The following is a 22,620-nucleotide window of genomic DNA, read 5'->3' as shown; positions in this document are numbered from 1 at the left end:
CTCTGGGTTTTCAGATTTCGGGTTGGACTTAAGATGTCGGCAATGGCGGCGGTTGCCGGTTGCGCAGGAAGCGCTCGCGGACGCCGAACAAGGCATCGGCGAGCCCGAGGACGGTCAGCAGGATGAGGCTCACGCTGAACATGAAGACGATGACGTAGGCGCTGGCGAGCCAGAACGCCCGATTGGCGAGGTCGCGCGTGATGGTGTGCAGAACGGCAAAGCCAACCAGCGCATAGGCCATCATCAAAACGGTGGTGACGACGACGGCGAGAATGCCGGTCATTCCGCCGAAGAAGCTGAAGGCAAGCGCGACACAGAGCACCACGAGGGTCATCGGAGGCAAGCTCGTGCTGCTGAGCTCCGGCCAGGGCCGGTGCAGTCGCCCTGAAACAGCCGCGACCCTGGCGGCCAGCCAGAGGTTCAAGATCAGCGTCGTCATATGCGAGGCCGCAAGCAGAACCGGCGTGACCGACACCATCAGGCCGACGCGGGGATCGCTCTCCGTGACCGTCGTGTCGCCCATCATCGAGAAAACCTTGGCGAAGCCGCGGTGCAGCGCGTCGCTGATAGCCGATGCGTCACTTCCCAGCGAAAATAGCGATCCCGCGGTCAGAAGCGTCGCCAGCGCCGCAATCCAGAACAGGATCCGCCCGAGCGGGTACCATTCCACCGAATCCGCATCGGTGCCCGCGATGTCGGCAGCCAAAGGCCTTCCCAGCATGGCGAGATGGCCCAGCCACCAGGCCGGCAACGCGATCGCGAGACCGTAACCGAGGGCAAGGGGCAGACTGAGAGCACCGCCGATCAAGAGCGTGGCGACAAGACCGCCAATCGCACCGCAAAACGGCCCCCAGGCGATCGCGGCGAGCATCAAGGGGAGCGGAGCAAGGCAAATCAGGACGAGCGAGATCAGCGCGCCCGACACGATCGAGGCGAACATCAGGGCCGACGCAGCGCCGGCGATCAGGGCTATCAGTCCAAATACCATCATCAGCTGTCCCGCTCCCTTCGAGCGGTTAGAGCGAGACCAGCAAGATTGCTAGTGTTATCAGAGGCTTATTGCAGCTAGTTTGTGCTCTGTAGCAGAAACCGTAGCAGAAACCTCAGCTCACTCAGCTCTGCGGGACCCCAAGAGGGAACCCACAAACGAATGCGGCCCCCGCCGGGAGCCGCAAACCAATGGCGGCCTTTTAGCCAGTTTGGCGCCGTCAATCAACGTCCAATTCGCTGCGCCGTGTTCAATCGGCTAGCCTTCATGCGCGGGCGTAGGCTACCTCCCGCGAAGCCTGTCGGCTTGCTCAAGCTGTCCCGCACTGGGACCATCGTTGTAGACGCTACCGCGGTAGCGTGTCCGATTTGGTCAGCTCCCTTAGGCATCCCGATCGGTTTCTGTCGAGTACCCATGCGATTAAGCGAACAGGTCGGCCGCAGCGAATGACACACCCGTCTTGTCGGCGAAGTCCTATCCCGACAGCGTGCGGTGGGGGCGCCGCGAGGCCGAGCCGCCCCGAATATCGTGAGCGGCAGCGTTCCGTACGCGACTGGTGGATGCCCTTGCCGGCGCCGTGCACCAAAGCGATGGCGGCAGCAACGCCGCCGAACAACCGGATGACGCACGCGTCGATCTGGTGCGTAATGCAGGCCAGCCTGGTCGGGACGAGCGGATGACGCTGGTGTCTCCATGAGCGTGCAGCGACCTGGGCAGGTCCGATCAATCATCCCGGCGAACGCGTCCCGCGCCGGCGCGGCGCCGAACGTTTCGACGATCCGCGGCGGGGGTGGGGCGACCAACGCAGAAGGCCGCAAGGCGCTCTATGTCCCGCTGTCGCGGGGCGGCCCGGCCGTGAGCGCCGCCGGTAGGCTGGATATGTTGCAAGATCGACCGTTAGTTCCGGTGCCGGTCTTCTAGTTCGGGTCGCCGCCCCGGATGATCCCGGTTGGGTAGGCGCGCGTCGCTTGCAAGCCCAATAGGACTCGTCGACACGCGTCCTTGCTGCTATCAGGCTTGGATCGTTCGAGGTTCGAAATGCTCCAACGTCCCGCCGTCATCGACGAATTGCAGACTATGCTTTCCGACTGGGTCGCATCCCTTGGTTCGCCCAAGTTTTTAGGAGCCTATCTGTTCGGCAGCACGGTCAACGACGGCGGCAATCGGTTTCAACCGGACAAAGGCGATCTCGACGTCGTCGTGGTGGTCGACTGGGAGGCCGTGTCCGCCGGTGAGCGGGTCGCTCTGATCAACGCGTTGCGTGACGCCAAGCTCGAACTGGAAACCAAGTTACTCCGTAAGCTTGGCCGAGAAAACGCGTCCAAGCAGATAGTCAGCCTCGTCCCGGTGACACGTTTCGAGATCGACCACGCAGTCCACAAGGATGGCGTAAAGCATATTCTGACGAATGCGAGGGCCTACGATATATTCAAAAGGAGCGAAATCGAAAACCTTGGAGGCGGTCGCGCCTCTCCCCCTTTGGCGGACGTACATCGGACGGCTTTGAGCTTCGTTCAGAAGAAGCGGGCAGAGGCCCTGTCGGTCGCGCCCAACGGACGAGGCGGCCTGGCCGTGCAAGCTCACGACGACCCGGTACCTAAGGAAGTGATGCGCAATTTCGCTATCGCAACGGCTGATTTGGAAGTCGACAACGACGTCTCCGACCTCGCGCGTGGTCTGCGGGAGATCTCGAATTTCGCCTCCGCATCGGCAGATTGGACGCCGCTGACGAGCACCTTCTCAGACTGGCTGGAGGTTCAACGCGGCGCGCGCGGCAAGGTGCCCGGGGTCATCAGCCATGATCACTATCTTCTCCTTGTCGAAACCACGTTCGATCGCGTGCGGCAGCAATATCCGGCGTCCGATAGGGTGCGCTTTGCGGGACCACCTGACGTGCCGAAGGCGCCGCCGCCATCCGTTCCGACATTGCCTTCCTCCCACAGGTTGAAGGCGACGTTTCGAGTGACCTTGACGGACAAGCTGGGAGGTTCAAAGGGCGATATACTCCGCGCCGTTCGCGCGGCACGGGCGAACATGCGCGCCCGCGTCGAGGAGCCCTTTGAACTCCTGTTCGACGAGGAAACGGGTGCTGCCGAGCTCCTCGCGGCTGAAGACGCAACGCTAGACGCCAAGACACATCGGAAGAAGGTGAAGGCGTTCGACAGGCGAACACGGATAGCCGCGCGCCAGGCGCGCTGGACTCAAGGAGTCCACCTGATCTTGTGGTACGGCGCGACGCTTTTTCAAGGCGATGAGGACGAGATCGAAGAGGCCTGTCAAATTGCGATCCGCAATTGGGTTTCGGTGGCCGCCACAAACGTACCAAATCCGGGCGGAGTGTTCGAAGCTTTCCATCTCGACTTCTATCCGTCTCATGGCATGGCCCTCAGTTTTCCCGCCAACGTGTCTGCGGGGGATGTTCTAGGCACCCACCGTCCCCTCGCCACGCTCGAACCTATGGACCTTGCCGCAGGTTTCGTTCCCAATCTGGTCTCGAAATACCTGCACTTGGTCTCGCAGCCGGAACGTTCGCACCTCCGCGACAACCGGGACAAGGTATTCGAGATATTTCGGTGGGATTACGGTGTGAGGTAATGAGGCGCGCCACACCTTCCCAAGACGCTCACGCGCTTCACGGACGGTAAGGGGGCGCAAGGAACGATGGGTTCAACGTCCCGGATGTAGATATCGGTCCGCAGGAACGCGACCCTCGTCATCGAGGGCGAATTCGTCGATATCGACATACCAGGAGCGGGGCCGCCCGTCGCCGCCGTCAGACCAGCGGTAGCCACGTTTTTTTTAAGAACTCCTTGAGCTCGAACGGCGCTCGCTTTGCCGGTATCCGCAGGTCGCTTTGCGGGCCGTATCCAGCAGCCATGCGAGCGGCGGCGCGCTTGGTCGACAGATCGAAATCGAGCCATTCCGGGAGCGCGTGGCAGACGTCGACGGCGGCGCTCCGCCTGGTGGAAGAAGCAAACACCGTTCAGCGGGCAGCCGCGCTGCGCACCTGCGAAGTCGTGTCCGCGCCAATCGATCGGTTGCGCTGGAGCCTCATTCGGGCTGAATCTCAATGCGCAAACTGACACGGCCGTGGCCACCGCCAGGACAATTTAGACCAAGGGTGTCTTTGTCCTTGCCGTCGAAATCAGCCTGTGCCGTCACGTGCCGCTCGTCCTTCGACGTGATTTTTGGCGTGGCAGTCTTTGTGCTGACAACATCCTTTGTGTCCGGCTGCGCGCTCACAATCTTGAACCCGGCTGGAGCGCTGTATTCGACAGTCGAGACTGCATGTGAACCACACCCGTAGTCCACCATGCCCCCATCCTTTGTGATTACCTGCGGCTCGCGGGCATAGGACATCGGAACAGGAAATCGCGGGCTAATCCACATCAACACGAGCCCGAATGCCATGACAACGAAGGCCGGCGTTCGTGACCTCAACTTGAAGGGTCCAAATTCGAAGCGGTGTTCGCCTCTTGGTTCTCTTCGACTGAAGACCAGGAAGAGCAGCCCGAACATCACCAAAGCTGCGCCCCCGTAAAACGCAATGCGTTCCATGGCACACCTCCAAGCGTCAGACCGTGCGGTCTGTCCGCACTCACGCAACTGACTCCATAAGGAACCCACTTTGCTCGGATACGTTCCGGCATCGGTCGGGCCTCTGGACTTCGTTGCTATGGTCCATCGAAGCCGCACTGCAAGGATTCGCGGCCACCAATACCGACAAGGTCGCGATCGGGCGGGTGGTGCTGACCAACCGCGAGCACATCATCGCGCTCGAGGCGGTGGACAAAGGGCTCGTCGGCACGCTGCTGCGCTACCCCTACGAAGTCCGCAGCGAGCAGGAGTATTTCGACGAGATACAGGACGTGAAGGTCACGAAGGACATGCTCGATCTCGCCAAGCACATCGTGAATTAGAAGGCGGGTCGCTTCGATCCGGAAAAGTTCGAGATCACTACGAGAGCGCCCTGGTCGACTTGATCAATCAGAAGCGCGCCGGCAAGGTCATCCGTCCGAAGGAGCGGCCGAAGGGCGAAAACGTCGTCGATCTGCTGGACGCGCTGCGCAAGAGCGTAGGCGGCGCTGCGGCTGAGACGGCGGCGCAAAAGAAGCCCGCCAAAAAGCCGAAGAAAGCCTCGGCCGGCCAGAAGGAAATGCTGATGCCGATCGCGGGCAAGAAGCCGGCGAAGGAGGCCGCCGCCAAGAAGCAGGCGGCCGGGGCGCGGCGGAAGTCGGCCTAGGCGAGCCCTTCGATCATCATGCTGAGGATGACGCAGACCAGAGGAACGCTCCCTGGAACGGCGACGGTCGCTCTGCTTTCTCGTTTATGTTGGGCGGAGCGCACGAAGCGGCTCGCCTCGCGCATGTCGGACCTCGACAACTTCTCGCAAGCCTTGGTCGAGCGCGAAAGCGGTGGTCAAGATCACCGAGAAGGGGCGGGCGGTACTGGAATTCCTGGAGGCCCGCCCCGGGACCGACCAGATAGTGCAGGTGCCCCTGACCGAGACTGCGCCGGTGCCTGCGCTGCGGCAGCCGGCCGAGCGGGCGAAACGGCGGCGCGAACGTCGCGAGCGGCGTCGAGAGGCCCGCGAACGATCACGGACATCTTGAGTCGGGGACTTCGCGAGTTCAAGGCTCGTTATCGCTTCCGCGGCTCCAGCCTGAAACAAGAGGAACGAAGCGGACCTCCTCTATCCTTTCCTCGACGAAACGACCGTCCGGCTCGCGTGTCAGCTTCGTCAGCCACTGCACACCGTCAGGATCTCCGAGCGGAATGAGAAGGCGTCCCGACGGAGCTAGTTGAGCCTTCAGGACCGCGGGCGTCTGCGCGCCGGCGGCCGACACCAGGATCACGTCGAACTCGCCGCCTTCCGGCCATCCTGCGGTCCCGTCGCCCTGACGAAGATCCACATTACGGCAGCCGAGATGCCGAAGACGCGACCGGGCGCGCTGGACCAATGCCTCATGGCGCTCGAGCGCGCAAACCGCCCGCCCGAGCTTGGCGGCGAGTGCCGCCAGATAACCCGACCCCGCGCCGATCTCCAGAACCCGGTCCGACTTGGCGATCTCGGCAGCCTCGAGCATCCTGGCAACGATGTAGGGCTGAGAGATGGTCTGCCCTTTCTGAATCGGTACCGCGCTGTCTTCGTACGCGGCTTCCGCGAACCGCCGATCAAGGAAGATTTCGCGGGGGACCTGCCGCATCGCCAGCAGGACTCGCCTGCTGCGAATGCCGCGGCCGGCGATCTGCACGTCGACCATCGCGTCGCGGAGGAAGCGGGACCGCTTGGACCGTTTGCTCTCCTTGACCGCGCGCACGACCTCTCCATGCATGAACGACTTCGCTCCAGCAGATGGGAAACTCGGAGGCCAGCGACTTGCTCCTACACGCGGGGGGCGGCTCGCGCCGACGAGGCCGGCTGCAAACGAGCAAAATCGCGGAGCTGCCGTCAGGAACATGCCCGCAGCGGAACGACAGCCTCCGGATCGAATTGATTTCGCGGAAACCGAGCCCGGAGAACGCTCATGAAATGGATCTTCACGGCGGCATGCGTGGCCGCAATGGCGCTGGCATCGGCCGACGGCGCGGACGCGAAGGGCTGCATCAAGGGCGCCATCGTCGGGGGCGTCGCGGGCCACATGGCGGGGCACGGCAAGCTCGGCGCTGCCGCCGGCTGCGTGATCGGCCATCATGAGGCGAACAAGAAGAACCCGAACGATTCGAATGCTCAGGCGCCATCGGGCCGGAAGTGACCTTCCGAAGCGGCGGGCAGTTCGTCGCAACGCCGCCTTGCGCCCGAAGCCGATCGGACCGGCGGCACCCTGATGATCGAACCCGAGACGCCGCTCGTCGGGTCTTCGTGATTCATGGAGGAGACGGGATGAAATCGGCAGTGTCGGCGCTCGTTCTCGGATTTGTCGCCTCGAGCTACACGGTCTCGGCGGAGCCGGTGAGATGGACGACGTTTCCATCCCGCAGACAGGCACCTCTGTCGATTTCCCGGCCTCGATCTTTACTGAAGAAGCCGGCCGTCCGGGCGGGTGCGGACAGCGATTTCGGACGGCTGACGGCCGAGCCGACCTCACGATACAGGCCGCACCCAACGTCTCGAACGATTCACCCGCTGCATTTCTGGCAAAGAAGCATCCGCCCGCGCGCATTCAGTACAAGCGGACGACGCCTCGATTCTTTGCGGTGTCCAGCTACAGGCGCGACAAGGTCTGGTACAACCGGTGCAACTTCTCGAGCGGACTGATCCACTGCGTCCTGCTCAACTACCCGGCGAGCGAAGAGCGCGAGTGGGACCACATCGTAACGCGCATCAGTCTCTCGCTGAGGAACAGATAAGGCGGGCGGGATGGTGATCGCGCCTGCCGGCGAGGGCGCGAAGGCGCATAGCTGCGAGAATGCCGAGGTTTCGGAGAGACCGCAGCCTTTGGCTATCCTCGCGAGCGCTAGTTCTGAATAGCGGGTCGTGAGATCTTTGGCTATCCGCGACAGGCGCCGTAGTTCAACGGCGGGCGACGGTCCCTGCAGTTCAATAGGGCGGCAAGGCTATCGTTCCTCCGATCTGCCCGCGGCCCGCCGATCTGTGGTTCACGCGGTAGCCGCCGCCCGTCCGGCCTCGGTGATGCGATACTCGATATCTCCGGATGGAAGCGGTTCGGTTTCCACGAGACCGAGCTCCACGAGCCGCGCCACGATTCCATGGTCGAACGTCGGCGGGCTGACCCAGGATTCGCCGAGGAGCTTCCTCAGAAAATCCCGCTCCAGATCGGTCAGCTCCATGCTCTAACTCCGCTCGCCGACTTTTCCGGCACATTGCGGCGCGTCATCCGATCCGGCCGCTTCATCCCTGGGAAATCAACTTTTTGCCCCGGATTGTGCCAGGAACAGAGGCATCGTGGCCCCGTTGATTCCCGAAGACAACACCCAGCCAGGAGGTCAACATGACCATGGAAGATCGCGAGACGTTCAGCCTGATCGGCAGCGACAAGGTCGAGGGCACAAACGCGTACGACGCGAAGGGCGAAAAGGTGGGCTACATCGAGCGCGTCATGATCGACAAGATCAGCGGCAAGGTGTCGTACGCGGTGCTCAGCTTCGGCGGCCTGCTCGGCATCGGCGACGATCACTATCCGTTGCCATGGCAGACGCTGAAATACGACACCAACCTCGGCGGCTATGTAGTCACCGGCATTTCCCAGGACCAGCTCCGCGGCGCCCCCAAATACGCCGACGAGAGCAGTTGGAATTGGAGCGACCCGGCGACGACGCGCTCAGTGAATGCCTATTACGGTGTGCCGGTGGCTTGACACGGCGCATTACGGTGCTTGGCTGGCTGACGGCGGCTCTTCCGCCGGACCGCGGACCAGCGCATTGCCGCACGCGAGACGACCCGGCTCGGTCGCCGAGGAGATTTGAAAGTGAGTGATGCCGTTCGTGTTCTGGTCGTGGAGGATGAAGCTCTCATCGCAAGCTTCGTGGAGGACGCCTTGTACGACGGCGGTTTCCAGCCTGCTCGGTCCATTCGGGGGAGGAGGCCATGTCCACGTTTTGCGACGGCCGCGAGGGATGTCGGGTCCTGCTGACGGACATCAACCTGGGGGATGGCATCACCGGCTGGGAGCTGGCGCGGCAAATCAGGGAAATCACGCCTGACTTTCCTGTGCTCTACATGACGAGCGCCAGCACGCCGGACTGGGAATCGCAGAGTGTCGGTGGCAGCGTCTTGATCCAGAAGCCCTTTGCACCCGCGCAATTGGCCGCCGCCGTCTCGCAGCTGCTCGGTGGCGCGACCTCGCCGGGGTAACTGGCCGATCGTCTGAGAACCGCTCTTCGCAAGAGTGAAGGCAGGCCCTGGCGTCAGGCTTCGCCGGAGCCGGAGAAGAGCACCGTCGGAGGAGTTGCGCGCGGCGGCGGCGATGGCCGCCCGTAGGTCGATCCCGGTCTGCTCTTGAGCTCGTACCGTTGGGCCAGATCGAGAAGCCGCCGCCTAGTGAACGGGTCGGCCTTCTCGGCCAGATCGCGCGCCCGCTGCGCGAAGCCACTGTAGAACTCTTCCATGACGCCACCCCACAACATCACCGAATGCCGATCTTCGATGGTCGACGAGGCTCACGTCAAGAGATCGCTTGTGCCCGCCCGGCAAAGGGCACTACGCTGACCGAGGTGGGGGAAGGCAAATGTCGCTGCAGCATCCAATCCGGAAGCCGTGCCCGCACTGTGGGCGGGCGATGAAGCTCGTGCTCGACGAGTGCGCAAGAGGCGGAGAGCGCTACGTCTGCTCCGATTGCGACGACGATCCGCTGCACGACCCCGCCGCCCGGAAGTGGGTGGACGGCCCGCTGCGGCCGCCTGCGAAATAGCGGTCCGGAGGGCCCGGGCTGGTCCGGACCTCGCAGCATCGGGACTGGCAAGTTCGTCAAGGCCGCACCAACTCCCTTGTAGATGCCAAACATGGGGAGGTGCGATGTGTCGGCTGTCGCAAATCTGCTTGCGCGAAAGCAGGCGCTCATGGAGCGACTGCAGAGCGGTACCGGACCGAACGAACGCGAGGAAATCGAGCGCCTGCTCGCGCAGATCGAGACCGCGCTGAACCTGCTCGAGTCGGGCGATGCCGCCGCCCCGGGCGAGGAATGATCGGTTCGTGCCGGTCAGAGCGCGCTGAGATCGTCCGGAACCTCGCCGAACTTCCGGATCAGCTTAGCGTCGCCGAAGTCGCCGCTGGACGGGTCTCCAGTCCGCGAAAAGGCGACCGCGCCCGTGCAGCCTGGTTTCCGCGAGAGCGCTTCGGCGCGCATGACGGCGGCGTTGGCACTCAGGCACTCGACCGCCTCGCCGGGCGCGACGCCGTCATCGGCCATGACGAACGGCAATGCCACGTAGTAGGTGACGTCCATCGCAGTCACTCCTTGCGTTCGCGGTGCGGGCCATGCCGCCCCCGCGAATATCCTTTCGAGACCGCCGCACGCAGCTCGTTGGCCTCGGCCTCGAGAAAGTCGATGGCGATCAACAACGCCTTGACCGCCTCCCGGGGGGGTCCGCCGCAGACTTCGATGGCCTGGTCGGCGGCGCGCTCAAGATCGCCCTTGGCGAGCGCAGCAGGTTCGGAAGCGGCGGACATGCTTTCTATGTTCTCTATTTGTTCCATATGAGTCAATGGGCATCCGTCGGATTCCGCCGGTGGCGAGGACCGTACGGATGAATCTTCGCCCGGAGAGGCCCGCCCGTCGGAACTGCCATCTGCCGTTCGTCTTGAATCCAGGCCACCCCAATGGAATTCTGCGTAACATGGCCCCGCGCGCCAACTGGAAAGGCTTCCTGCGTCTGTCCCTCGTCACCTGTCCGGTGGCGCTCTACCCCGCGACGTCGGAGAGCGAGAAGATCTCGTTCAATCAGCTCAATCGCGAGACCGGCCATTGCATCAAATACCTGAAGGTCGATGCGGATACCGGCGACGAGGTGCAGAACGAGGACATCGTCAAGGGCTACGAGTTTGAGAAGGGCCAATACATCGAGGTGTCGAAGGAAGAGCTCGAGGAGATCGCGCTGGAGTCCACTCGCACCATCGAGATCGACGAGTTCGTTGACAAGGCCGACATCGATCCGCGCTACCTGATCCGCCCGTACTACGTCCGCCCGGACGGCAAGGTCGGCCACGACGCTTTCGCGGTGATCCGCGAGACAATTCGCGAGATGGACAAGGTCGCCGTCGGCCGCGTGGTGCTGACCAACCGCGAGCACATCGTCGCCCTCGAGGCAATGGACAAGGGGCTCGTCGGTACGCTGCTGCGCTACCCCTACGAAGTCCGTAGCGAGCAGGCGTATTTCGACGAGATTCAGGACGTGAAGGTCACGAAGGACATGCTGGATCTCGCCAAGCACATCGTGAATCAGAAGACGGGTCGCTTCGATCCTGAGAAATTCGAGGATCACTACGAGAGCGCGTTGGTCGAGCTCATCAACCAGAAACGCGCCGGTAAGGTCATCCGCCCGAAGGAGCGGCCGAAGGGCGAGAACGTCGTGGATCTGATGGACGCTCTGCGGAAGAGCGTCGGCGGCGCTGCGGCCGAGGCGGCCGCGCAAAAGAAGCCCGCCAAGAAAACGAAGAAGGCGGCCGTCGGTCAGAAGGAAATGCTGATGCCGATCGCCGGCAAAAAGGCTGCCGTCGCCAAGGAGGCGCCGGCAAAGAAGCCGGCCGCAGCGGCGCGGCGAAAGTCGGCATGAAGTATCCGGTGACGCCGGATGGACGCTACTTCGTCGTCCGCGGCCGCCTCTGGAGGATGGCCAACCCTGGCCTGTTGGAGGACGAGCGATCAAGACTGGTCAAGCGCCTGATGTCGGCCAGGCGGGGGGCTGCGAAGGCCGCCAAGGATCCGGGCGCGGAAGCCGTTGCACACCGCAGCGTGGACGGGGTCAAACCAGCCCTGGGCGAGCGGGGACCGGTCTGGTGGACGGATGGCGCCGCGGACTTCAATCGCCGCATGGCGGAAAACACGCCCTACGCCGCGTGGTACGCCAAGGTCTTGCCTTCCGGCGGTTGAGCTCCAGATGCCGCGCAAACTGAAGACCTAAGAGACCTCGCTCGGATTCTACGATCTCGCCATCGCCGCGCCGTCGATGAAGGCGGCGCTGGAGGCGTGGGGTGCCGGCGGCAATCTGTTCCATCAGGGTTTTGCCAAGGAGACCGACGATCCGGACGTCGTTGCCGTAACGATGGCGAAGCCGGGCGTGGTTCTGAAGCGTCCCGCCGGGTCGAGCGGGCGCTTCGCCGAAGATGCCGACCTGCCAGACCTGGACGGCGGGGAGAGCGGCCCGAAAAAGAGCCGTCGTTCCGAGCCGAAGCGGCGCGCCGCGCCCAGGGTCGGCATCGAGGATTCAAGCAGGGCAACCGCAAAGTTCGAGCGTGAGCAAAGGCGGCGCGACGCCGAGCGGCGCAAGGAGGAGGCGGCGCGGCAAAAGGAGCGCGCCAAGAGGGAAGAGCTGATCGCAAAGGCGCAGGCGGCTCTGGACAGCGCGCAGCGCGAGCACGAAGACCGGTCGGGCGCCTTGGAGGCCGAACGGCGCGACCTCGAAAAGCGAGTCGAGGCTGAGGACAGACGTTGGGAACGCGCAAAGGAGAGGCTAAAAGCTGCATTGTGCCGAGCCCGGGATTAGGCCGGCAACTGCCGATTAACCGTCTTCGCGTCCTTGCCGAAAATTTTGCGGAGGCCCCTTGAAACTTTTTTCAGGCTTCCAAATTTTTTCGACGTCGTCCTACGACGATCGGGATGCCGTCAGGGGTCCCGCCACTTGAGACGGGCACCGGTCGTGTCCGGTGCCGCTCGTAACCATTTTGCTCCCAGGAGGATCTGGCTATGCGCACTGTTGATTTTTCGCCCCTCTTCCGGTCAGCCATCGGCTTCGACCGTCTTTTCGACCTCGCCGAAGCCGCCCAGCGCGCGGGCGAGGAGACCTATCCCCCCTACAACATCGAGCGGCTCGACGAGAACCGCTTCCAGATCTCGGTGGCGCTCGCCGGCTTCACTCCGGAGGAGGTCGCGCTGACGGTCGAGCAGAACGTCCTGACGCTGGAAGGCCACAAGAGCGAGAAGGAGGGCAAGACCTTCCTGCACCGCGGAATTTCGGCCCGCAACTTCAAGCGGCAGTTCACGCTTGCCGACCACGTCGAGGTCAAGGGCGCCAGCTTCGAGAACGGCCTGCTGATCGTCGACCTCCAGCGGGAGATCCCCGAGGCGATGAAGCCGCGGCGCATCGCGATCAACGGTGCCGCGCCCAGGAACGTCACGCAGATTGAATCCAAGGCGGCCTGAGGCCTTCCTGAAGATCTGCGAGCAAGCCGCGCGGGCCTTGCCGCGCGGCTATCCCGTCATTCGTCTTGGAAATGGAGGAAGCCATGCGGCCGACGACCGCTCTGCACGACAACGTTGTCGATCTCAACGCCATCATACATCCCGGTACCGTCTTCGAACATCCGCGGGACGTGGTCTCCCATCCCGCCCTCAGCTTGTCCGAAAAGCGCGCGATCCTGGCTTCGTGGGCTTCGGACGCTTCCGCGATCGCGTCGGACCCCGCGCTGCGGGCGCCCGAAGGCCTGAAGGCTCCGGTGACGATCGACGAGATTCTTGAAGCGCTCTGTGCGCTCGACCAAGGACCGAAAAATCCGCCTGGCGGCAAGCCGATGCGTTTGCGACCGGTCGATCGCATAGCGGCCTAGGAGGGGGACGATGCAGGCAATCGAGGAGACGGGCGACCAGTTCGAGCGGAGCCTCGCCCACAACCTGCGACGGCAGGTCGACGAGTGGAAGACTAGGCGCTCGCCGGCAAGGACGCGTTTGGCCGGCGGCGTCTTGGTCGAACGGCGTGGCGATCTTCGTCGAAGTCTAGAACGCCTTCGCCTCAAACGAGCTTGACACGACCCGCTGGCGGAATATTTTTCGAGCGGGAAGCATTCCCGCTCTCGGACATGGAAGGAAATTATTACGTCTGGAGTGACGATGATGCTCGACGCTGATCTCGCCCGCATTCGCGCCCACCGCAACAACATCCACCGCTATCGTCGGTTGCTCCTAACCAATCTTTCCGAATTGGAGCGCCAGTTCATCGAACGACGTCTGGCCGAAGAGCTGAGCTCGCTGGCCGCGCTGACTGCCGAGACTTTTCCAATCGCGTTTTGGCATTCCCAGGGAAGCCCGGCGGCCGCCAGCCTGGCGGCAGAGCCATGAGCGATCTTCGCGACGTGCTCATCCGCGGCAGCGAGAAGATCATCAACCACTACCGGCTATTTCTCGCCGCTCGACGAGTGAAAGCAAGCGCGCACTTTATTACGCTAAGATCGAGCGAGAACAGCGTCTGTTGGACGAACATCAGGGGTCGGTCGGAGCGCCTGGCCGCGTAGCGGCTGGCGCTCCTTACCGGCGACTGCCAATGCAGCCGAGGTATGCGACTAAGAGCCGTTGTTGAGTTCCCCACTTCACTGCCGTAGGCATGTCACATGGAGTCCTGGTCCCCATCCGGCTTGCCCGCCGCCCCCCAGCTTCAATGGGGCAGTCATCTGGCGCATTTTTTCGCATCGGGCGACGAGCTGCACGATCTTCTCATTCCCTATTTCAAGGCCGGTCTCGAGAACAACGAGCGGTGCCTTTGGGTAACCGGCGAGGCCTTCGACGCGGAGCGGGCCCGCTCGTCGCTGCGTGCCGCGGTGCCGGACCTCGACGGTCGGGAGCGTACCGGCCAAATCGAAATCGTCGATGGCGACGAGTGGTACGCGGCCGGACAGAAGATACAGCCCCAAGAACTCGTCAACGGCCTTCTGCAGCGCGAACAGGATGCGCTCGCGCTCGGCTATGACGGCCTGAGAACCAACGGCAATTGCGCGTGGGTGCGAGAGCATCAATGGCCCGACTTTCTGACCTATGAGACGCTTGTGCAGAGCGCCGTGCGCGGGCGGCGCATGATCTGCCTTTGCAGCTACTGCACGGAAGAACTTCGAAACAGCGCGCAATTGGAGGTGATGGAACGTCATGACTTGACGGTGCCAAGCTTGCCACGGGCCCCGCGTCAGCACGGTGCGAATGGGGCGGCCATCCTCATCGATGGGTTGAGAGCTGTACCACAAGATCCTGAAGTTCAGCGACTGCGGGACGAGCTGGCGCGGCAGAAGCGCGTCTTCGACTTCGCGATGACGGCCTCCGACATGGGAACATGGCGCTATACGCTTGCCGACAACATCTGCGTCTACGACGAGAACGCGCAGCGCCTCTACGGGCTGTCCGAAGCGCGTTTTCTCCATGACGACGAGGGAGTGAAATCCAAATTTCATCCCGACGACCTGGAGCTCATGTGGGCGCGGGTTGCGAAGGCGCTCGATCTTGAGAGCGATGGCCGCTACGACGTCGAGTATCGGGTCAAGCAGTTCGACGGAAGCTGGCGATGGCTGAGTGCGTGGGGTCTCGTCGAATTCGAAGGCGAAGGCTCCGACCGAAAGCCGACGGCAATCGCCGGCGCAAGCAGGGATCTGACGCAGAGGAAACAGGCAGAGGAACAGCAGCGGCTTCTTCTGGACGAACTGAACCACCGCGTCAAAAATACTTTGGCGACGGTCCAGGCGATCACCACACAGACCCTGCGGACGGCGCGCGATCTTCCCTCGGCGAGGGAGGCCGTGGAACGGCGCATCCATTCGATGGCGCAAGCTCACGACCTTCTGACGTCCCGTTCCTGGAAGGGCGCCAACATGACCGATGTCGTAGCGCGCGCCCTTGAGGCCTTTACGCCAACCCAAGTACAGGTTTCCGGAGAATCCGTCGAGCTTTCATCGAGGCACACACTTGCCTTGTCGCTGGCGCTACATGAGCTCGCCACGAACGCGACGAAGTACGGCGCTCTGTCGTGCTCGGGCGGGTCGGTGAATTTGGCGTGGTCGGTCCGGGATGGAAAGCTTCGCATCGACTGGAAAGAAGACGGCGGGCCGCCCGTGGCCCCTCCAACCCAGCAGGGATTCGGCACTCGATTGCTGGAGGTCCTGCTTTCACGCGACCTCGGCGGAAGCATGAAGCTCCAATACGACGTGGCCGGCGTGCGCTGCAGCGTCGTGGTTGCGCTCTGACTGCCGGTCGGTCCGGACAGGAGCTTGTCCCGGGAACGAACAGCAACCGACAGCGCTTGGACTTGTTGATCATAGACGGGCGCGTCCTCCCGGTGGCAGCTTCGCACCAAGATTCGCCGTGCGGGCCGCTGGAACCTGCCAGCAAGTGCTTCGTGTCGGTCAGGCCCAGGGGCCTTCTTCGCTGTAAACACTAGGGAATCAAGTCGGCTGGCACCGCATGTTGCGGCTTTCGACCGAGACTAGGGAATTCATGACGAAGCACAGCCAGGCAGATCCGTTGGCGGAAATCGTTTCCGGGCAATGGCGCCAGATCGTAAACGGCGCCACAGATACAGCCATCATCACGACGGACGTTCAGGGACGGGTGACGAGCTGGAATACGGGCGCCTCGAACATTCTTGGCTGGTCGGCTTCCGACATGCTGGGAAGGTCGCTTAGCCGCATTTTCGTAGAAGAGGATCAGGAGGCCCAGCTCCGCCGCGAAATCAAGGATGCGGTCTCGACCGGCAAGGGCGGAGGCGAAGAGGGCTGGCGTTATCGGAAGGACGGGACTCGGCTCTGGGCCGTAGGAGAATTGAGCCCCATCCGCGACGGTTCGGACATCGTCGGCTTCGTTAAGATCCTGAGGGACCGGACGGCGCAGCGGGACGCCGAAGAAATCATCCGCGAGGAACGCCATGCGCTCGAGGTGCTCAATCGCGCGGGTTCGAGTCTGGCACAGGAGACCGATCTGGCCAAGCTTGTGCAGATCGTGACCGACGCGGGCGTCGAGCTTTCGGGAGCCGAATTCGGGGCCTTCTTCTACAACGTGATCGACAACGCGGGCGAGAGCTACATGCTCTACACTCTGTCGGGGGCTCCGATCGAGGCGTTCTCCAAATTCCCGATGCCCCGAAATACCGAAGTGTTCGCACCCACGTTCAGCGGGGCGAGCATCGTCCGCTCCGACGACATCACCAAGGATCCACGCTACGGCAAAAATTCGCCGCGCCGCGGCATGCCCGACGGCCACCTGCCCGTCAGGAGCTATCTAGCGGTGCCCGTCGCGTCGCGCACGGGAGAGGTTCTCGGTGGCCTGTTCTTCGGACACGCGAAAACGGGAATGTTCAACGAGCGCTCGGAGCGCGGCCTATCGGGATTGGCCGCCGAGGCCGCGGTGGCGATCGACAACGTCCGTTTGTCCCAGGCCATGCAGCGCGAAATCGATGAGCGCAAGAAGGCGCAGGAAGCGCTCGTCCAACTGAATTCCACGTTGGAACAGCAGGTGACGGAGCGAACTGAACAGTTGCGGAAGAACGAAGAGGCGCTCCGACAAGCTCAGAAAATGGAAGCGGTCGGTCAATTGACCGGTGGCGTCGCACACGACTTCAACAATCTGCTGCAGGTCATCATAGGCAATCTCGACACCCTTCAGCGCAATTTGCCGCAGGAATCGGGCCGACTTCAACGGGCCGCAAAACATGCGATGAACGGCGCGCAGCGCGCCGCTTCCCTGACGCAGCGGCTTCTGGCCTTCTCTCGTCGGCAACCTCTCGATCCCAAGCCGCTCGACATCAATATGTTGGTCAATGGTCTGTCCGACATGATCCACCGCACCCTGGGAGAAACGATATCCGTCGAAACCGTCCTAGGGGCGGGCCTGTGGCGTGTGGAGGCCGACCCTGCCGAGCTGGAGGCGGCGATCGTCAACCTCGCCGTCAATGCACGCGACGCGATGTCAAACGGCGGGCGGTTGACGATCGAGACCAGCAACGCGCACATCGATGAGGCCTACGTCGCCTCGCATTCGGAAGTGGTCCCGGGGCAGTACGTCGCCGTCTCGGTGACCGACACCGGCGTCGGGATGGACGCCAAGACCATCGCTCAGGCATTCGAGCCGTTCTTCACGACGAAGGCGGTGGGCAAGGGAACGGGGCTCGGTCTCAGTCAGGTCTACGGTTTCGTCAAGCAGTCCGGCGGTCACGTCAAGATCTACTCGGAGATCGGACAAGGCACGACGGTGAAGCTTTATTTGCCGCGGCTCGCCGTCGTGGGAGGCGGCAAGGAAGAGACCGACGGTCTTCCCAATCCCGAGGCCGCTCAGGAGGAGACCATTCTCGTTCTGGAGGACGACGACGACGTGAGATCCTACTCTGTCGACAGCCTGCGGGAGCTCGGCTATCGCGTTCTTGAGGCTCACGACGGTCCCTCCGCGCTGAGGCTGCTTGAACGTCAACCTCGCGTAGACCTGCTTTTCACGGATGTCGTGTTGCCCGGCGGCCTCACGGGCGCCCAGGTGGCGGCACAGGCGACCGCGCTTCGTCCTACTTTGAAGGTGCTGTTCACGACTGGTTACGCCCGCAACGCCATCATCCATCACGGCCGACTGGACAAAGGGGTACAGTTGATCGTCAAGCCGTTCAGCTTCAACGAGCTGGCCGCGAAGGTCCGCGACGTCCTGGATGCAGCCAAGGAATGATGCCGGCATGGCCGCATGCGGTCGTGCCGGCGGCGGGAATGCGGACGATGGCGGCTAGGCTGACTTTTTCGTCAACTCAGCGAGAGCGGCCCGGGCGATTTCGGTCAGCCCGCCGATAGTTTTGTTACCTTTCAGCGCACTGTCGAGAAGCTTTTCCGCGATAGTTTTTCTCAGTTCGTGATCGCCGCCATGCGGCAGCGAGCGGCACACCTCCTCCAGCACGACGTCGAGGTTGGCCATGGTGCGGTCATCGAGCTGCGTCATGGCTGACCTCGCCGCTCCAGAACCGATGAAATCTCGAGCGGTGCAGGTTGACCGCAATCCGTGGCCCATTCGTCCACACGGGCCGCGGTTTCGGCTTGCCGCGCCTTTTTGAGAAGGCTTTCGCGCTCGGGGCCGGGCGGCAGCTTGGATGCCTTTTCGTTTGCCTCTCTTGCGAACGAGGCGAGCCGGTCTTTCAATGAAATCGATTGTTTGAAACGACGCCTATGGTGCATCGCGCTCTCCTTCCCAGACAGGACGTTTGCCCAAAATCGCAAGGATCCGGAAATGGAACCGGCAGGACGGAACAAAGTTCCTCGGGTCGACACCTGCCGCCGCTATTCGGGAAACGGCGGACACTCCGGACAGGTATCGCCGATAGAGTCGAGGACGTCACGAAGTGCCGCGATGGCCTCGCCAGCAGGGACGCCGATCGGAGGATCCTGTCGGGCAAGCTCCATAGCGCGCTCGTTGGCGTGAGGGTCGGTCCGGTCCTTGGCCCAACCGTGCTCTTCGCATTCCTGGATGGCGCCAGCCTCCTGCAGCACGTGGATGGCCCACCCGCGCAGCGTACGTATCGCCGGCCGTCGTTCCTTCGTCATCAGCATCGAGATCGCTCCTGCCGGGACGAATCTTCCGCCCTCCTGATCGTTCCGGGCGGTTAGCACGGGTCAGGGATTCCCGAACGGCAGGGCTCGGGCTTGTCCACGTGTTCCGCGGCCTGTGGAGAATGTTACATCGCCGGCGAAGGGTCTTCCTTCACGCCGCGGGCGACGATCCGCAGCGCCCCGTCCGGAAGCGGCCGCTGCAGCCGCAGCGCTTCGTCGGCCGGCGCGGTCATCCAGGTCTCGACCTCGTCGGGCGTCGTCAGGATCACAGGCATCGCCTTGGGGTGGATGGCAAAGACTTCGGCGTTGGCCTCCGTCGTCAGGAACGCGAAGAGGTCGTTGGTGGTCTCGCCTTCCTTGACCTTCCGGACCGAAGTCCAGTTCGCTCAGATGCCGGCGAAGCATGCGAGCGGACGGCTGTCGTCGAGCGCGAACCAGATGTCGCCGCCCTCGGCCTTGTTGAACTCGCTGAACGAGTTGAACGGCACCACGCAGCGGTGCTCCGGACCCAGCCACCTCGTCCAGTGTTTGCTCCTCACATTGCGGATGTTGGTCGTACCGCCGTCGGGCTCCATCCGGAGCAGGTGCTTGAGGTCTACGGGTTTGCCCTTGGCTTCCAACTTCGCTGCGCGCTTCTTGGTCGCTACCAGGAGAGCCTGCGCCGACGAAGGCATGCCCCACCTCGCAGTGACGAGCTCGCGGCCGTCAGTGCCGGTCCGGACGATCGGCGCCTTGTAATCGGGAAACACGCCAGGCATCGGCGCGAGGTTGCCGACATACCGATTGACGACGCGAAACAACGCGCTGATGGCGGCTTGGTTGGTGGTGATCGAGTACAGATTACACATTCATGCTTCCGGATCAGGATGGCGGGCTCGCTGCGATAGCTGTAGCAGCGTCGCCGACGGCCGGCGACCGGCCTTGGCGCACTTGCTGCATCGGAGCCTACTCGCGAGATCATGGACGGCAGTCGTGGGCGGATGGCGCAGCGCAGCCATGTCGACCTCACGTTTTGCCTTGCATCGAGAGCATTCAATCTCGAGCCAGGCGTAGCCGCCGTTGACCGCCTGGTCGACGGTCGGCGACGGGTCGATCGGACCACCGTCGGCCCACATGCGCTCGTTCCAGCTTTCGCACAAAAGCCGGTCGGCCTGTCGGATCAACGTCTCGCCTTTGGTGCGGGTCTCAGCCGACTGTGCGGCAAGGATCGTGGTCATGGCGCGGGCGCGGCCCAGCTCCTTGGTGAGCGCCTACCGATCCCCGCCGGACAGGGGCGTCGGGTGATGCTTCGGTGCCATGGCAGCATCTAGTCTCCGCTGCGCTGGCGTCTACTCGAATGCGGGCCAGCAGCCGTCTTCCTCATGGCGCCCGGTCCGCTGCGTGCAGGTGTTGTCCAGTAGGCGCTGCCCAACCTTTTTCCACAGCGCCTCGGGCCCGTAGAGGCGCACCGCATCGACCTTCTGAATTTCGACGGTTCTGCCGCAGCGTCGGCACCTCACCCTCAGAAGGTGGCCAGCAACTTGGTTCAGCCGCTGCGCGCCGATGGCCGCCCGGGAGTCCAGGTCGGCTACATTGGCGCGAGGGTCGTCTAGAACGGCCTGCCAATATTCCGGCGGCAGGTCCGCGTCTGGAGCCAAGCCCGGCTTCAAGGGCGCATTTCTGCCGGCGGAGCCGGCTATCTTAGCCATGTGCTTCGGTGTGGGCATACGCCAGCTCGCGGGTCGGTCACTCATAGTATTATAGAACATAACAAGAACATAAGAGTCGATAGTCCGCGAAAAAGATTCTGGTTGAGAGAGGGCATGCGTGTCGAACCGGCCTTGTTCGTCTTGAATCTGACGTCCCGAACCGGTTCTGCGCCATCGTGAATCGGGTAAATCAGACCAGTCAACGCCGCGCTCGTGGCGGCGCTGCCGGTTCTGATGTCGATTGAGCTACAGGGCGCCTTGGATGCGGGCGGCGTAGATCAGGAACCCGGCCATCATGAAGCACACCGCCCCGATCGCGCCGCTGACCTTGACCTCGTACTTGCCAATCTTGATCGTTAACATGTCGATTACCTCCGCGCCCACCTCGGGCGCCTGAGTACCCGCCGACATCGGAGAGCCTCGACAGCTCAGTTTCGCTATTCGGCGGCAAGAGGGAAGCCCTCAGCGACCCCTGGGCCCCCGGAAGAGGGGGATGACGTCGCCGTCAGCCGCCCGGATCACCACCTTGGCCATGGCCATCGGGTCGAACCCCAGATTGGACAGCGCCTCGGCCACGCCCTGCCGCTCCAACTCGGCAACGATCGCCTCGGTCACCTTCATCAGTCTGGCCATCTCGGCAGCGCTCTCGGCCATGGTCGTGCCCTCGGTAAAGCCGAGACCATCGTACCATGGTGACCGTGGGTAGCGAGCGCTGTGCGCAACCAGAAAGAAATCCATGGCCGGCGAGCGTTTCGCGCTGGTAAGACAGCTGCGCGGCTGTGCTGCTGGGAGGAAAGATGCTTCGACTAACCCTGACCATCTCGATCGCACTTGCGGTCTCGACGACGACTGCGGTGCTCGCTCAGTCCAAGACGGATCTATTCGGCTTCTCGCCGGGCGTGCCGGTCGCGCTCGCCAAGGAGATGGTGCAGCAGAAACAGATGACGTGCGAGCCGCCTCAAAGCGACGGCACTTTGACGTGCAACGGCAACATGGGAGACATCCGGTTTTTCGTAGCCCAAAATCTCCCGAATAGTCCGGTGACAGACGTCGATTTTAACTGGTACCGGCGGGACGCCTCCTTTGAGCAGGTTGTGGCGAACGTCTCTGAACAGTACGGCCAACAGCCGGTGAAGAAGAAGGTCTTCACGGCAAGCTGGGCGCTCCCGAACGGATCGGCCCTGGACCTATTTTGTGACCCGCAAGGGAACAGCTGTGGCTTGCAACTATCCAGCCCCACGTTGAAGGACCAAGCCAAAGCAGCGAGCGCCGCAAAGGCGAGCAAGGACCAGCCGAAGTTCTAATTGCGGCCCCGCCTGCGCGGAGAGTGTAGCGAGCGCTTCGCGCTTCCCCAGATCACCTACCCGTCAGGAAGCCGCGGCGGTAGTTGGCACACCATCGGTCCCGTCCGATGTGCAGGGCGTCCTGGGTAGCCAGGACCGCAGCCTCTGCAATGTGCCATGCGTTGTCGACGATCTCCTGATCGGTGAGCCCTTTGGCCTTGGCCGCGATCAGGACGATCCTGTAGGTATTCACGCCGCACAGCTTGTCCGCTGCAGCCGACCACCCCAGGCCATAGAACGCATCCGTTCCTTCAGGGGTCGTGAGCGGGCCAGCTCGCCCCTGAGAGCCACACAACAACATCGCAAGGACGCACAGGACGCGCTTCATTTGATCCCCCAGGGTCGCCGCACACGGCCAGAGTGTAGCGAGCGCTCCGCGCTGAGAGAATGACCAAGGGGTGTTGCCCCTCGGCCCTTTACAAACGGTGGCTTCGGACTACGCTTGATTCGGTTCACCCCGGTGGTGACGGTCCAATCGTGCGGATCGAACCGTCACCTGCGGGTGCAGCTCCAGAGGTGTCAGGGGCCGGGTTATATCCCGTGCCAATGGGCCGGCTTCCTGCCCCTCTGTGATACTCACGCTTGACTACGAATCAGCGTGAGCACCACTGCCTTCATAAAACACCCGGGTGACGAGTCTGCGCAACGCACAAGGTAGGC

Annotated in this window: 28 protein-coding genes and 5 pseudogenes; 17 read left to right on the top strand and 16 right to left on the bottom strand. The window is 62.9% G+C overall.

Annotation, left to right across the window (positions count from 1 at the left end; translation table 11 throughout):
- Positions 1-28: 28 nt before the first annotated feature.
- Positions 29-991: a DUF2232 domain-containing protein gene (locus tag JQ631_RS12680; RefSeq protein ID WP_212326591.1), complete on the bottom strand. Its 963-nt coding sequence runs from the start codon at positions 989-991 to the stop codon at positions 29-31.
- Between the two features lie 1,035 nt (positions 992-2,026).
- Here JQ631_RS12680 and JQ631_RS12675 point away from each other — a divergent pair.
- Positions 2,027-3,583: a hypothetical protein gene (locus tag JQ631_RS12675; protein ID WP_212326590.1), complete on the top strand. Its 1,557-nt coding sequence runs from the start codon at positions 2,027-2,029 to the stop codon at positions 3,581-3,583.
- A gap of 456 nt (positions 3,584-4,039) precedes the next feature.
- On the opposite strand, the gene JQ631_RS12670 is transcribed toward JQ631_RS12675, so the two are convergent.
- Positions 4,040-4,546, bottom strand: coding sequence for a hypothetical protein (locus JQ631_RS12670; RefSeq protein WP_212326588.1), 507 nt, complete (start codon positions 4,544-4,546; stop codon positions 4,040-4,042).
- A 164-nt stretch (positions 4,547-4,710) separates the two neighbouring features.
- Here JQ631_RS12670 and JQ631_RS12665 point away from each other — a divergent pair.
- Both JQ631_RS12665 and JQ631_RS32305 read left to right on the top strand, forming a co-directional pair.
- Positions 4,711-5,231: pseudogene (locus JQ631_RS12665) on the top strand (Ku protein); the annotation flags it as partial.
- A gap of 90 nt (positions 5,232-5,321) precedes the next feature.
- Positions 5,322-5,601 (top strand): annotated as a pseudogene (locus JQ631_RS32305) (hypothetical protein); the annotation flags it as partial.
- Positions 5,602-5,619: 18 nt separating this feature from the next.
- On the opposite strand, the gene JQ631_RS12660 reads toward JQ631_RS32305, so the two are convergent.
- Positions 5,620-6,309 (bottom strand): protein-L-isoaspartate(D-aspartate) O-methyltransferase, encoded by a 690-nt coding sequence (locus JQ631_RS12660; protein ID WP_212326586.1) that lies wholly within the window; start codon positions 6,307-6,309, stop codon positions 5,620-5,622.
- 207 nt (positions 6,310-6,516) lie between these two features.
- Here JQ631_RS12660 and JQ631_RS12655 point away from each other — a divergent pair, with 207 nt between their 5' ends.
- Positions 6,517-6,744 carry a hypothetical protein gene (locus tag JQ631_RS12655; RefSeq protein ID WP_018643620.1) on the top strand — a complete coding sequence of 76 codons (228 nt, stop codon included), beginning with the start codon at positions 6,517-6,519 and terminating at the stop codon, positions 6,742-6,744.
- A gap of 128 nt (positions 6,745-6,872) precedes the next feature.
- Positions 6,873-7,339 (top strand): annotated as a pseudogene (locus tag JQ631_RS12650) (hypothetical protein).
- A 249-nt stretch (positions 7,340-7,588) separates the two neighbouring features.
- On the opposite strand, the gene JQ631_RS12645 reads toward JQ631_RS12650, so the two are convergent.
- Complete coding sequence (locus tag JQ631_RS12645) at positions 7,589-7,780, bottom strand: helix-turn-helix domain-containing protein (protein ID WP_212326584.1); 192 nt, start codon at positions 7,778-7,780, stop codon at positions 7,589-7,591.
- Positions 7,781-7,941: 161 nt separating this feature from the next.
- Between JQ631_RS12645 and JQ631_RS12640 the strand changes: the two genes are divergently transcribed.
- Together JQ631_RS12640 and JQ631_RS12635 are read left to right on the top strand one after the other, a co-directional pair.
- Positions 7,942-8,307 (top strand): PRC-barrel domain-containing protein, encoded by a 366-nt coding sequence (locus tag JQ631_RS12640; protein WP_018643617.1) that lies wholly within the window; start codon positions 7,942-7,944, stop codon positions 8,305-8,307.
- Positions 8,308-8,537: 230 nt separating this feature from the next.
- Positions 8,538-8,804 carry a response regulator gene (locus JQ631_RS12635; RefSeq protein ID WP_349644978.1) on the top strand — a complete coding sequence of 89 codons (267 nt, stop codon included), beginning with the start codon at positions 8,538-8,540 and terminating at the stop codon, positions 8,802-8,804.
- Positions 8,805-8,857: 53 nt separating this feature from the next.
- On the opposite strand, the gene JQ631_RS12630 is transcribed toward JQ631_RS12635, so the two are convergent.
- On the bottom strand, positions 8,858-9,058 hold the full coding sequence (locus JQ631_RS12630; RefSeq protein WP_211433506.1) for a hypothetical protein: 201 nt from the start codon (positions 9,056-9,058) through the stop codon (positions 8,858-8,860).
- 408 nt (positions 9,059-9,466) lie between these two features.
- On the opposite strand from JQ631_RS12630, the gene JQ631_RS12625 reads away from it, so the two are divergent.
- On the top strand, positions 9,467-9,634 hold the full coding sequence (locus tag JQ631_RS12625) for a hypothetical protein (protein ID WP_018643613.1): 168 nt from the start codon (positions 9,467-9,469) through the stop codon (positions 9,632-9,634).
- A 14-nt stretch (positions 9,635-9,648) separates the two neighbouring features.
- Here the strand turns inward: JQ631_RS12625 and JQ631_RS12620 are convergent, their stop codons facing one another.
- Both JQ631_RS12620 and JQ631_RS12615 read right to left on the bottom strand, forming a co-directional pair.
- On the bottom strand, positions 9,649-9,894 hold the full coding sequence (locus JQ631_RS12620) for a hypothetical protein (protein ID WP_018643612.1): 246 nt from the start codon (positions 9,892-9,894) through the stop codon (positions 9,649-9,651).
- Positions 9,895-9,899: 5 nt separating this feature from the next.
- The gene (locus JQ631_RS12615; RefSeq protein WP_212326581.1) at positions 9,900-10,118 is read right to left on the bottom strand and encodes a hypothetical protein; all 219 of its coding nucleotides are present in this window, start codon (positions 10,116-10,118) and stop codon (positions 9,900-9,902) included.
- A 167-nt stretch (positions 10,119-10,285) separates the two neighbouring features.
- Here JQ631_RS12615 and ku point away from each other — a divergent pair, with 167 nt between their 5' ends.
- The 8 genes from ku to JQ631_RS12575 all read left to right on the top strand — a co-directional run bounded on the left by ku (position 10,286) and on the right by JQ631_RS12575 (position 18,060).
- On the top strand, positions 10,286-11,221 hold the full coding sequence (gene ku / locus JQ631_RS12610; protein WP_212326579.1) for a non-homologous end joining protein Ku: 936 nt from the start codon (positions 10,286-10,288) through the stop codon (positions 11,219-11,221).
- Entirely contained in the window at positions 11,218-11,538 is a 321-nt protein-coding gene (locus JQ631_RS12605; RefSeq protein WP_212326577.1) for a hypothetical protein, read from the top strand. The genes ku and JQ631_RS12605 overlap by 4 nt, the downstream gene beginning before the upstream one ends.
- A gap of 76 nt (positions 11,539-11,614) precedes the next feature.
- Complete coding sequence (locus JQ631_RS12600) at positions 11,615-12,151, top strand: cell envelope biogenesis protein TolA (RefSeq protein ID WP_349644977.1); 537 nt, start codon at positions 11,615-11,617, stop codon at positions 12,149-12,151.
- A gap of 200 nt (positions 12,152-12,351) precedes the next feature.
- Entirely contained in the window at positions 12,352-12,807 is a 456-nt protein-coding gene (locus tag JQ631_RS12595; protein ID WP_212326576.1) for an Hsp20 family protein, read from the top strand.
- An 83-nt stretch (positions 12,808-12,890) separates the two neighbouring features.
- Positions 12,891-13,211, top strand: coding sequence for a hypothetical protein (locus tag JQ631_RS12590; RefSeq protein ID WP_212326574.1), 321 nt, complete (start codon positions 12,891-12,893; stop codon positions 13,209-13,211).
- A 280-nt stretch (positions 13,212-13,491) separates the two neighbouring features.
- Positions 13,492-13,719, top strand: coding sequence for a hypothetical protein (locus tag JQ631_RS12585; protein ID WP_433995506.1), 228 nt, complete (start codon positions 13,492-13,494; stop codon positions 13,717-13,719).
- A 269-nt stretch (positions 13,720-13,988) separates the two neighbouring features.
- On the top strand, positions 13,989-15,602 hold the full coding sequence (locus JQ631_RS12580) for a sensor histidine kinase (protein WP_212326572.1): 1,614 nt from the start codon (positions 13,989-13,991) through the stop codon (positions 15,600-15,602).
- 250 nt (positions 15,603-15,852) lie between these two features.
- Positions 15,853-18,060: a PAS domain S-box protein gene (locus tag JQ631_RS12575; RefSeq protein WP_212326570.1), complete on the top strand. Its 2,208-nt coding sequence runs from the start codon at positions 15,853-15,855 to the stop codon at positions 18,058-18,060.
- A 54-nt stretch (positions 18,061-18,114) separates the two neighbouring features.
- Here the strand turns inward: JQ631_RS12575 and JQ631_RS12570 are convergent, their stop codons facing one another.
- The 8 genes and pseudogenes from JQ631_RS12570 to JQ631_RS12535 form a co-directional block, all read right to left on the bottom strand.
- Entirely contained in the window at positions 18,115-18,324 is a 210-nt protein-coding gene (locus JQ631_RS12570) for a hypothetical protein (RefSeq protein ID WP_212326567.1), read from the bottom strand.
- A complete protein-coding gene (locus JQ631_RS12565; RefSeq protein WP_212326565.1) occupies positions 18,321-18,557 on the bottom strand; it encodes a hypothetical protein in 237 nt (78 codons plus the stop codon). The genes JQ631_RS12570 and JQ631_RS12565 overlap by 4 nt, the downstream gene beginning before the upstream one ends.
- 102 nt (positions 18,558-18,659) lie before the next feature.
- Entirely contained in the window at positions 18,660-18,929 is a 270-nt protein-coding gene (locus tag JQ631_RS12560) for a hypothetical protein (RefSeq protein WP_212326563.1), read from the bottom strand.
- 125 nt (positions 18,930-19,054) lie between these two features.
- Positions 19,055-19,777: pseudogene (locus JQ631_RS12555) on the bottom strand (SOS response-associated peptidase).
- A pseudogene (locus tag JQ631_RS12550) lies at positions 19,778-20,227 on the bottom strand (hypothetical protein).
- 30 nt (positions 20,228-20,257) lie between these two features.
- The gene (locus JQ631_RS12545; RefSeq protein ID WP_212326561.1) at positions 20,258-20,662 is read right to left on the bottom strand and encodes a hypothetical protein; all 405 of its coding nucleotides are present in this window, start codon (positions 20,660-20,662) and stop codon (positions 20,258-20,260) included.
- 201 nt (positions 20,663-20,863) lie between these two features.
- Positions 20,864-21,028 carry a hypothetical protein gene (locus tag JQ631_RS12540; protein ID WP_212326559.1) on the bottom strand — a complete coding sequence of 55 codons (165 nt, stop codon included), beginning with the start codon at positions 21,026-21,028 and terminating at the stop codon, positions 20,864-20,866.
- Positions 21,029-21,079: 51 nt separating this feature from the next.
- The gene (locus JQ631_RS12535) at positions 21,080-21,355 is read right to left on the bottom strand and encodes a hypothetical protein (RefSeq protein ID WP_212326557.1); all 276 of its coding nucleotides are present in this window, start codon (positions 21,353-21,355) and stop codon (positions 21,080-21,082) included.
- A gap of 59 nt (positions 21,356-21,414) precedes the next feature.
- Here JQ631_RS12535 and JQ631_RS12530 point away from each other — a divergent pair, with 59 nt between their 5' ends.
- Entirely contained in the window at positions 21,415-21,921 is a 507-nt protein-coding gene (locus JQ631_RS12530; protein ID WP_212326555.1) for a hypothetical protein, read from the top strand.
- A 52-nt stretch (positions 21,922-21,973) separates the two neighbouring features.
- Here the strand turns inward: JQ631_RS12530 and JQ631_RS12525 are convergent, their stop codons facing one another.
- The gene (locus JQ631_RS12525; protein ID WP_212326553.1) at positions 21,974-22,288 is read right to left on the bottom strand and encodes a hypothetical protein; all 315 of its coding nucleotides are present in this window, start codon (positions 22,286-22,288) and stop codon (positions 21,974-21,976) included.
- Between the last annotated feature and the right edge of the window lie 332 nt (positions 22,289-22,620).

Origin of the sequence: Bradyrhizobium manausense (assembly GCF_018131105.1) — a bacterium.
Taxonomy (GTDB): Bacteria; Pseudomonadota; Alphaproteobacteria; order Rhizobiales; family Xanthobacteraceae; genus Bradyrhizobium; species Bradyrhizobium manausense_B.
Note: the sequence above shows the minus strand (reverse complement) of the source record. Positions and strands in the feature narration are given on the sequence as shown.

Bases quoted from the DNA above. Each gene is read 5' to 3' on its own strand.
- JQ631_RS12680 (WP_212326591.1), bottom strand. From the start codon at position 991: ATGATGGTATTTGGACTGATAGCCCTGATCGCCGGCGCTGCGTCGGCC.
- JQ631_RS12675 (WP_212326590.1), top strand. From the start codon at position 2,027: ATGCTCCAACGTCCCGCCGTCATCGACGAATTGCAGACTATGCTTTCC.
- JQ631_RS12670 (WP_212326588.1), bottom strand. From the start codon at position 4,546: ATGGAACGCATTGCGTTTTACGGGGGCGCAGCTTTGGTGATGTTCGGG.
- JQ631_RS12655 (WP_018643620.1), top strand. From the start codon at position 6,517: ATGAAATGGATCTTCACGGCGGCATGCGTGGCCGCAATGGCGCTGGCA.
- JQ631_RS12645 (WP_212326584.1), bottom strand. From the start codon at position 7,780: ATGGAGCTGACCGATCTGGAGCGGGATTTTCTGAGGAAGCTCCTCGGC.
- JQ631_RS12640 (WP_018643617.1), top strand. From the start codon at position 7,942: ATGACCATGGAAGATCGCGAGACGTTCAGCCTGATCGGCAGCGACAAG.
- JQ631_RS12635 (WP_349644978.1), top strand. From the start codon at position 8,538: ATGTCCACGTTTTGCGACGGCCGCGAGGGATGTCGGGTCCTGCTGACG.
- JQ631_RS12630 (WP_211433506.1), bottom strand. From the start codon at position 9,058: ATGGAAGAGTTCTACAGTGGCTTCGCGCAGCGGGCGCGCGATCTGGCC.
- JQ631_RS12620 (WP_018643612.1), bottom strand. From the start codon at position 9,894: ATGGACGTCACCTACTACGTGGCATTGCCGTTCGTCATGGCCGATGAC.
- JQ631_RS12615 (WP_212326581.1), bottom strand. From the start codon at position 10,118: ATGTCCGCCGCTTCCGAACCTGCTGCGCTCGCCAAGGGCGATCTTGAG.
- ku (WP_212326579.1), top strand. From the start codon at position 10,286: ATGGCCCCGCGCGCCAACTGGAAAGGCTTCCTGCGTCTGTCCCTCGTC.
- JQ631_RS12605 (WP_212326577.1), top strand. From the start codon at position 11,218: ATGAAGTATCCGGTGACGCCGGATGGACGCTACTTCGTCGTCCGCGGC.
- JQ631_RS12600 (WP_349644977.1), top strand. From the start codon at position 11,615: ATGAAGGCGGCGCTGGAGGCGTGGGGTGCCGGCGGCAATCTGTTCCAT.
- JQ631_RS12595 (WP_212326576.1), top strand. From the start codon at position 12,352: ATGCGCACTGTTGATTTTTCGCCCCTCTTCCGGTCAGCCATCGGCTTC.
- JQ631_RS12590 (WP_212326574.1), top strand. From the start codon at position 12,891: ATGCGGCCGACGACCGCTCTGCACGACAACGTTGTCGATCTCAACGCC.
- JQ631_RS12585 (WP_433995506.1), top strand. From the start codon at position 13,492: ATGATGCTCGACGCTGATCTCGCCCGCATTCGCGCCCACCGCAACAAC.
- JQ631_RS12580 (WP_212326572.1), top strand. From the start codon at position 13,989: ATGGAGTCCTGGTCCCCATCCGGCTTGCCCGCCGCCCCCCAGCTTCAA.
- JQ631_RS12575 (WP_212326570.1), top strand. From the start codon at position 15,853: ATGACGAAGCACAGCCAGGCAGATCCGTTGGCGGAAATCGTTTCCGGG.
- JQ631_RS12570 (WP_212326567.1), bottom strand. From the start codon at position 18,324: ATGACGCAGCTCGATGACCGCACCATGGCCAACCTCGACGTCGTGCTG.
- JQ631_RS12565 (WP_212326565.1), bottom strand. From the start codon at position 18,557: ATGCACCATAGGCGTCGTTTCAAACAATCGATTTCATTGAAAGACCGG.
- JQ631_RS12560 (WP_212326563.1), bottom strand. From the start codon at position 18,929: ATGCTGATGACGAAGGAACGACGGCCGGCGATACGTACGCTGCGCGGG.
- JQ631_RS12545 (WP_212326561.1), bottom strand. From the start codon at position 20,662: ATGAGTGACCGACCCGCGAGCTGGCGTATGCCCACACCGAAGCACATG.
- JQ631_RS12540 (WP_212326559.1), bottom strand. From the start codon at position 21,028: ATGTCGGCGGGTACTCAGGCGCCCGAGGTGGGCGCGGAGGTAATCGAC.
- JQ631_RS12535 (WP_212326557.1), bottom strand. From the start codon at position 21,355: ATGGATTTCTTTCTGGTTGCGCACAGCGCTCGCTACCCACGGTCACCA.
- JQ631_RS12530 (WP_212326555.1), top strand. From the start codon at position 21,415: ATGCTTCGACTAACCCTGACCATCTCGATCGCACTTGCGGTCTCGACG.
- JQ631_RS12525 (WP_212326553.1), bottom strand. From the start codon at position 22,288: ATGAAGCGCGTCCTGTGCGTCCTTGCGATGTTGTTGTGTGGCTCTCAG.